Genomic DNA, 975 nt, shown 5'->3' on the forward strand with positions numbered 1-975 from the left:
CCGCTGTATTGAGGGTGCGTCAGCTCGTTCCAAAGCGCGCGGCAGCGCTGGCCCAGCCAGGCATTGAGTTCCTCGAAGGAGTGAAACTGGCAGTCCTGGGCGTCTAGCCAGATACGCCTGCGGCTGTCTTGCACGTTCTTTTCAACGATGCCCTTTTCCCAACCAGCGGCGACGTTGCAGAAGTCCGGATCGAACAGGTAATGCGCGCACATCACCGCAAAGCGCGCATTCACCGCCCGGCCTTTGCCCTTATTGACCCTGTCGACGGCGGTCTTCATGTTGTCGTAGATGCCCCGGCGCGGCACGCCGCCCAAGGAGCCGAACGAGCGTGTATGGGCGTCAAATAACATCTCATGGCCCTGGCTCGGATACGCCACAAGCCAGAACGCACGGCTGGCACACAGCTTCAGATGTGCCACCTGCATACGCCGGTAAATGCCGCCGACCAGCAAGCCTTCCTCGCTCCAGTCAAACTGAAACGCCTCGCCAAGAGCAAAGGTCAGCGGCACAAAGGCCTGCGACGCCTTGCCCTGTCCCCCTCGCCAGGCACGGATAAACGCGGTGAGCTGGCTGTAGCCACCGTCATAACCATCGGCTTTGATTTGCGCCAACAGCGCCTTGGCACTGCGCCGCTGTTGCTTGGGGCGCAGCGAATCGGCTTTTAGCGCCTGCTCTAGCGTGGCGTGAAAAGGGCTGAGTTTGTTAAAGATCGCGCGGCGTTGGTACACCGGCTGCTTGGCCTCAGGTGCTCTGACCCACTTGCGAATCGTGTTGCGCGCCAACCCGGTGCGCTTGGCTATCTCATGCAGCGACAGCTTGTCGCGGAAATACATCCGGCGGATTTTGCCCATCATTTCCATACTGATCACCCTGTGTTCTCCTGCTCAAAAATTGAGCAGAAGCAGTTGAACACCTGGGTCAGTTTTCAGTCGGCAGAACAGCCTCTACTGGGTCAGTTTTCGGTCAGCGGCAACA

1 pseudogene is annotated in these 975 nt (G+C 59.2%); it reads right to left on the reverse strand.

The features are described from left to right. Positions 1-860, reverse strand: a pseudogene (gene istA, locus HZR81_RS23630) (IS21-like element ISPst3 family transposase); the annotation flags it as partial. Between the last annotated feature and the right edge of the window lie 115 nt (positions 861-975).

The sequence above is a fragment of the Pseudomonas sp. LM13 genome, assembly GCF_041381355.1.
Taxonomy (GTDB): Bacteria; Pseudomonadota; Gammaproteobacteria; order Pseudomonadales; family Pseudomonadaceae; genus Stutzerimonas; species Stutzerimonas frequens.